This is a genomic window from Streptomyces sp. NPDC002868 (assembly GCF_055563295.1).
In genome coordinates this window covers 41,456-48,009 of the sequence record NZ_JBVHDR010000025.1, presented here as the reverse complement: position 1 = coordinate 48,009, position 6,554 = coordinate 41,456, and the positions used below count along the sequence as shown (strand labels likewise).

Here is a 6,554-nt window from a genome sequence, read left to right as displayed (position 1 = left end):
CTCCGACATGATCAACCTACGTGCCTCAACCCCCACCACAAACAGCCCAACGACCCAGCCCGACCACCGTCACCGCTAACCATGCACGAGGTCGTTAGAACCACTCCAACTTGAAGGTGCCCGCAACGCTCCACCAGTTGGCCATGGGCGGATCATCGATCTGCGGGAAGGTCTGGAACGTGGTACCGCGCAAGTGGCCGTCAGCGTAGAGGAATCCGCGGTAGTCGCCGACCTTGCCGTCATCCCATACGATCTGGAACATGACTGAGCGATCATCAATCCTCGGGCTGATGATCTCTCCTCCTTGATGTTCTGCGCGCGCCGTTCCTACCAGCTTGACTTCTGACTGCTCAGTTACACGCATCTGGAAACCGAAGTCGTGAGGGTCTCCAAGCTGGTGTCGCTGGTTAATGTCCCAGCTCCCTCGCAGGTCAACGAGACGTATCATGCGATCCCCCCGTGCATCTCAGGCCGATTCGCGAAATCCTATCGGTGCACCGCTGATTGGCCATATGTGCGGCGAGCGAATCTTTGACAAATTCCGTCTCATGCGTCCCATTGATTAGCGACTGGCACGTGAGCATTAACCTCGAACCTTCGTGATTGGCCGTCAGCTTCGATTGGCGGTCAGTCTGTGTCGTTGTCCGGCTGGGGGCTCGGGGCCTCCTGGGAGGTGGCGCCCGGTACGAAGCCGAGCACCTCGCAGGTGTGCTTCGTCGGTAGGGGCAGGCGCGAGCCTGAGTTGCTCGCCGCTTCTGCTCCTCGCGACATTGCGCTCATCGAGCGAGGCCGCAGCGCGGCCAGCCCTACCTCAACGGTTGAGGCAGTTCGTCACCGCATTGTTTCTGCCGACTGAGGGTCAGTGTTCAATCGATGACGGTGTTGGTCACAGTCGCGTCTGCCGGCGCCCGTACCGCGTTCAGCACGATGGCCGCCACCGACTCCGGCCGCAGGAACTGCTCCGGGCGGTACTCGTGGCCCGCCCGTTCGGCTGCCTTCCGCTGCAGCTCGGTGTCGGTCGGGCCCGGGTGGATCGAAGTCACTCGGACTCCGTTGGATTTCTCTTCGGTCTGAAGGGCGTCAGCGAACGCTCGCAACGCGTATTTGCTGGCGGCGTAGGGACCACGGTTCGACTTGATCCGGAGTCCGGATCCCGCGTTGATCAGAACCACGTGTCCTCGGCCGTGGCGGAGCGATGGCAGGAGCAACCGAGTGAGTTCGGCGGCCGAGAAAAGGTTGACCGCGAAGATTCGCTGCCACACGTCCAGTGAGGCATCGGCGATCGTGCCGGGCTCGGCGACGGCGGCATTGTGCACGAGCACGTCGAGACGATCGATATCCGCCGTGGCCTGGGCAAGTTGGCCGGGGTGTGCCAGATCGGCCACCCATGGACGGGCCTTTCCTGGCAGGTCGCGGGCGAGCACCTCGAGTGACCGGGCATCGCGGCCGCCGAGGAGCACATCGTATGTGGGCGCAAGTGCGCGGGCGATGGCCGACCCGATGCCCCGGGAGGCTCCTGTCACGAGTGCGCGCGGTCGTGGAGTTGTCATGGCGTAGTACCTCGCGGAACGGGCCGGAAGGTGACCGGCAGGCTTGTCAGTCCACGCATGAACCGGCTGTGTCCCCAGGTCAGTTCGGAGGGATCGACAGCGAGGGCAAGTTCGTCGCAGCGTTCCAGGAGGGCGAGGAGCGCGATCGTGCCTTCCGCTTTCCCGAGCGGCGCGCCCAGACAGTGGTGGATCCCGTGCCCGAACGCGAGGTGTCCTCGGCTGTCGCGGAGGATGTCGAACCGGTCGGGCTCGGCGAAGCGGTCCGGATCCCGATTGCCGGCGCCGTAGGACAGCAGTACAGCTTCTCCGCCCCCGGGAACGGTGACGTCTCCGATCTGCATGTCGCAGGTCGTGATCCGCAGTACGGGCGCCATTTTGATGGGGCCGTTGTAGCGGAGGATTTCCTCGATCGCCTGCCCCATGAGGTGCGGGTCCCTCCGGAGCATGTCCAGCTGCCCGGGGTGCTCCAGCAGTGCCAGTACCCCACTGCCGATGAGATTCGCGGTCGTCTCGAATCCGGCCACCAGGAGGAGGAAGGACATGCTGATCATCTCGTCCTCCTGGATATCGGCCTCGAGAAGCCGTCCCAGCAGGTCGTCGGAACCGGTGGGCGACTCCCGCTTCGCTCTCAGGAGTCCGCTGAGGTAGTCCCGCATCTCGGAGGCGGCATGAGGCATGCGGCTGTGGTCGCCCTCGCTCATCTCGACGTAGACGCCCGCCAGCCGCGCGAAGGTGTCCCGACCCTCGGCAGGCACGCCCAGCACTTCCGAAATAACCGTGAGCGGCAGACGCTTCGCGAAGTCGGTGATGACATCGAAGCGTCCCAGCGGAAGGAACCGGGAAATGAGATCGTTCGTGATCTCCTGGATGCGTGGACGCAGGGCTTCGATGCGGCCCGGGGTGAACTCACCTGCCACCAGTGCACGAAGTCTGGTGTGGTCCGGGGGGTCGCAGCGGAGCATGTTGCGCGTGACGGTGTAGGTCTCGGTGGCGAAAACCCACGGAGCAGACTGCACGGCCCTGTTACCCCGCCGCGGATCGTTGCTCAACTGTGGATCCTTGCTCGCTGCCCGGATGTCCTCATGGCGCGTGACGAGCCACACGGGAACACCGGCGAACATCACGCGCCGTACAGGCCCTTCGGCCCGCAGCTGCGCGAGCAGCGGATACGGGGCGTTGACGTAATTCTTCTGCTCCATGAGATCGGTGACACCGTCGGGGGCCATGCGCTCGGGTGGCATACGGAAAGTGACGGCGTTGTCGGCCTGTTCGGAATTCACGGGTCCTCCATGTACTGCGGAGCCGCTTGTGTCCGGTGGACTCGTGCATGAGCGGGCAGGGCCAGGCGCACCGGCAACGCGTCGCAATGCGGGTTCGAGGGATCAGAGGTACGTGGGGTCCATGCGCCCCATGAGTGATAGATGCTGCGGTTCCGGCGCTCCAGGTAACAAATGAGATTGACTGGCCACCCGGTATTGGCGAATGCATACTTGTCCATCCGCGTCGGGTGCTCGCTCAGCGGTGGCCCTTTGCCGCCCGGTGAGTCGATGTTGTGCCAGTCGGGATGGAGGTGTATGGACCCGAGGATGTCAAGCTCGTCCACTTCGGCGTCCCGCATGATCCGAAGCAGGTCGGTGGAATCGCACCAGTACCCGCGATGGGGGTTTTTGTAAGCCGTTCCGAAACAGGGAACTATGGATTCGGAGAACTCCCCCAGGGCCGCACTGTCGGTGGCCCGGACATTGCGGCCGAACTCGACACGCTCGATGCGGGCACTTTCGCCCCGCATGGAGCCGACCAGCACACCGAAGCACGAGTAGGGGAAGCCCGGCCTGATCGCTTCATAGACACGAACAGCGGCGTCGAGGAACGTGGAGCAAGGGGCACTCTCCAGGAAGACATGCACGCTGTCCGCGTGTTCATTGGGACCACTACCGTTCATCACGATCAGCGCTCCCCACGTATGACAGGAAGAGACGTGAAACCGCGTAGCCGCCCGAACCGCTGACAAGGGGGCTGTGCCGGCGCGAGATCCGGAAGACGGTGCCGTAGCCGCCGCAGCAGCATCGACATCTCGAGGTACACCAGTTCGGCGCCCAGGCAGTAGTGCGCACCTCCGCCGAAGCTCAGGTGACGTGGGCCGTCGCGCCCCGGCCTGAACTCATCCGGCTGTGAGAACACTCCGGGATCCCGGTTGGCGGCACCCAGCACCGGCCAGACCTGTGCCCCCGCCGGTATCGTCACTCCGCTGAGGACCACCGCTTTCGTGGGGATTCGGGGGGCGGGGGTGAACTGTACGGGCGCGTCGTAGCGGAGCACCTCGTCGACGAACAGCCGGGCGCGGACGGGGTCGTCCAGGAAGACCGCCCGGTCCGGGTGGCGCATCATCAGAACGACCCCGGTCTCGATCCCCGCAGCTATCTGCGGGTACCCGGCGACCATGAGTCCGGTGAGAACACTGATCAGTTCGTCATGAGGCAGAGCCTCAGGGCAGTCGGTGTGCGCACGGACGAGTTCGGACATCAGATCATCGCCAGGTGCGCGGCGCCGGCGAACCACTTCCCCCTGAAGGTAGTCGGTGAGCTGCCGCATCGCCGCAGCACCAGCACGGTCCTGTCCGGGCAAGGGCCCGGAGGTGGGAAAGATGTCGGCGACGAGCATCGACACAAGGTCTCGATCACCCGGGAACAACCCGAGCAAGTGCATGATCGTGTCGCGGGGAAATGCCTCGGCAAGTGCGGTCATGTCGGCCGCCCCGTTACGGAGGGTCTCGACCACAGGTTCGAGCAGTTGGTCGCAGAGCTTGCTGAGCCACGGCTGCTGACGTCGCACATGCTCGACAAATGGCCTGGCCACCGCGGTACGCATTCTGGTGTGCCGGGGTGGGTTCTGTGAGCTCATGACACGCGACAGAACAGGCGTCGGATGGTGCACTGTCCGGCCGGAGGGCCCGTGGCCGCCCGGCGCCCGAAAGCACTCCCGTTCGACCAGAACACGCTGACAGTCCGTGTAACGGGTCAGCAGGTAGGAGCCGGTCCGGAACTGGTACACCGGTTCCGTCTCACGCAGTCGGTCATAGACGGGATACGGGTCGCCGGCGTGAACATCCGCAAGGGCGTCAGTGGAGCCGATGGTTCCCATTGGCATCAACCCCTCGCGGTGACGGTGGTTTTGGCCCGTCCAGTCCTTTCCTTGTCCATGGGGCGGAGGTGCCCCTTGCGGGGTGGAACGGAGATCTCGCGTCAGCTCACCACCATTGACCACTCCGATCGGGTGATGTGCGACTTGGAGTACAACCGGATTACTCCGAACGGGTGAGTCGTCTCTCGTCCGCAATGGACTGGCGCTCCACCGTGACGTCGTCGGCTCAGCGCACCCGGCCGCGCGGTTTCAGTGGCGTCGCGGGCATCGGCCGGACAGCGCAGCAGCGGATGGGCGCGCAATCCGGTACGACAGTGACCCCATACAGCTGCGGCGAGGCGTTCGTGGACGTTGACCTCTTCATGCGCGCTGAAGGCATGAGGTTACAACCACCCGATGTGTGCAGATGGATACCCCGGCCGTCTATTGGTGACCGGGGACGTTTTATGCGGAAGCAGGAATTCCGCCTTGCGGGCCGGTCCCTGCCGAGTGATGCTGGCAGCGCGGCCGTGTCGCAGCCGTAGAACTCCACCATTCAACTGACTGACGATCACAAAGGGTCCTGGTCCGCGTTGAGCTGGACCTGTTCCCGCGGTCGCGAGTCGGAGGGAGTCGGTCGTGATCGATCCCGTACAGATCCTGTGGTCACCCGCCGGTGCCACGATGCCATCGCTGGGCTCCCGCGCACTGGCAGACGTCCACGACGGCGACACCCCGAACATTCGGATGCCGATCCGTATGCTCTCCGTCGACACCCCTGAGGTGACGGCGGGCTCGGCGGAACGGGCGGCGCTGATCGACGCGGAGTTCTCGCAACTCGCCGAGTGGATCCGCCAGGGCGACGCCCCGATCTCTCCTGGGCTCGCGGAATTTCTCCTCCCGAAGCTGGAAACGGGCCGCGCGGGCAGCCTGCACTTCCAGCAGGGCACGGAGGCGTCCGACTTCTCGAAGGAGAACATCGCCAGACGACTGGCCCGCCCCAACGGCCGCCCGCGGAACCTGTACATCCACACGGCGGACGCTCCGTTCGATGACAACCACCGCCTGCTGGCGTACATAGCCCCCAACTTCTCGGCGCAGGAACGCAAGACGATGCCGAGGGAGGAGCGATCGACCTTCAACCTCGACCTGATCGCGGCGGGTTGGGCGGCGCCCTTCATCATCTACCCGTCGATCCCGGGCGAGCTGGATCTTCCCCTGCTGCTGGCCGCGGGCGACAAGGCGGTGGCGGAGGGGCAGGGCATCTGGGCGTCGGACGAGACGCTGCTGGCGTACGAGTACCGCGCCGTCGAAAAGCTCCACGACATCACCAAGAAGAAGATTGAGGGACGGTCCTTGACTCCGCGCGAGCTGTTCGCGTGGCGGAGCCGGTACTGCGTGGACATGCGCGACCGGGTGCTGCATGGGCCGGAGAACTACTTCGAGGTGCCGCCGGTCTATCGGCTGTGGCTGTGGCCGCAGGATGTACAGGAGGCGGTGGCAAGGCTGAATCTGCGGCCATCTCCGAGGCTGGTGGGCGCCGACTAGAGTGCTTTGCGAGAGCGCTGGCTGCCGGCCGCTGGTCCGGCGCCGCGACTCTCGCGCCCACGAGCAGGCCGTAGGAAGGCCGGCTACGTGTACGCGAAGCGGATCTCCCATCACATCAACGCCCGGCGTTCGGCCGTCTATAGGGCGCTTCTCGATGCAGACGCGATGACCGCATGAGCAGCCAGGTGCACGAGTTCGATGCTCGCGAAGGTGGCTGGTTCCGGATCTCCCTCAGGTACGAGGGGCTGCGCCCGCAACCACCCACAACGCGAGCCCGCCGAACATCCCATCCCGACAACGAACCCCGGCTTCCCTCAACGGGCTGCTCGCCCGCTT

General features: G+C 64.8%; 6 protein-coding genes. 1 reads left to right on the top strand and 5 read right to left on the bottom strand.

Annotation, left to right across the window (positions count from 1 at the left end; genetic code table 11):
- Positions 1 to 94 precede the first annotated feature (94 nt).
- The 5 genes from ACZ3H8_RS36985 to ACZ3H8_RS36965 form a co-directional block, all read right to left on the bottom strand.
- Entirely contained in the window at positions 95 to 262 is a 168-nt protein-coding gene (locus ACZ3H8_RS36985) for a hypothetical protein (RefSeq protein WP_467409285.1), read from the bottom strand.
- Between the two features lie 604 nt (positions 263 to 866).
- Complete coding sequence (locus tag ACZ3H8_RS36980) at positions 867 to 1,550, bottom strand: SDR family oxidoreductase (protein ID WP_467409283.1); 684 nt, start codon at positions 1,548 to 1,550, stop codon at positions 867 to 869.
- On the bottom strand, positions 1,547 to 2,830 hold the full coding sequence (locus ACZ3H8_RS36975; protein WP_467409282.1) for a cytochrome P450 family protein: 1,284 nt from the start codon (positions 2,828 to 2,830) through the stop codon (positions 1,547 to 1,549). The genes ACZ3H8_RS36980 and ACZ3H8_RS36975 overlap by 4 nt, the downstream gene beginning before the upstream one ends.
- Positions 2,827 to 3,492 carry a hypothetical protein gene (locus ACZ3H8_RS36970; RefSeq protein ID WP_467409289.1) on the bottom strand — a complete coding sequence of 222 codons (666 nt, stop codon included), beginning with the start codon at positions 3,490 to 3,492 and terminating at the stop codon, positions 2,827 to 2,829. The genes ACZ3H8_RS36975 and ACZ3H8_RS36970 overlap by 4 nt, the downstream gene beginning before the upstream one ends.
- 5 nt (positions 3,493 to 3,497) lie before the next feature.
- On the bottom strand, positions 3,498 to 4,406 hold the full coding sequence (locus tag ACZ3H8_RS36965; RefSeq protein WP_467409280.1) for a cytochrome P450: 909 nt from the start codon (positions 4,404 to 4,406) through the stop codon (positions 3,498 to 3,500).
- Between the two features lie 903 nt (positions 4,407 to 5,309).
- Between ACZ3H8_RS36965 and ACZ3H8_RS36960 the strand changes: the two genes are divergently transcribed.
- Complete coding sequence (locus tag ACZ3H8_RS36960) at positions 5,310 to 6,218, top strand: nuclease (RefSeq protein WP_467409279.1); 909 nt, start codon at positions 5,310 to 5,312, stop codon at positions 6,216 to 6,218.
- Positions 6,219 to 6,554 lie beyond the last annotated feature (336 nt).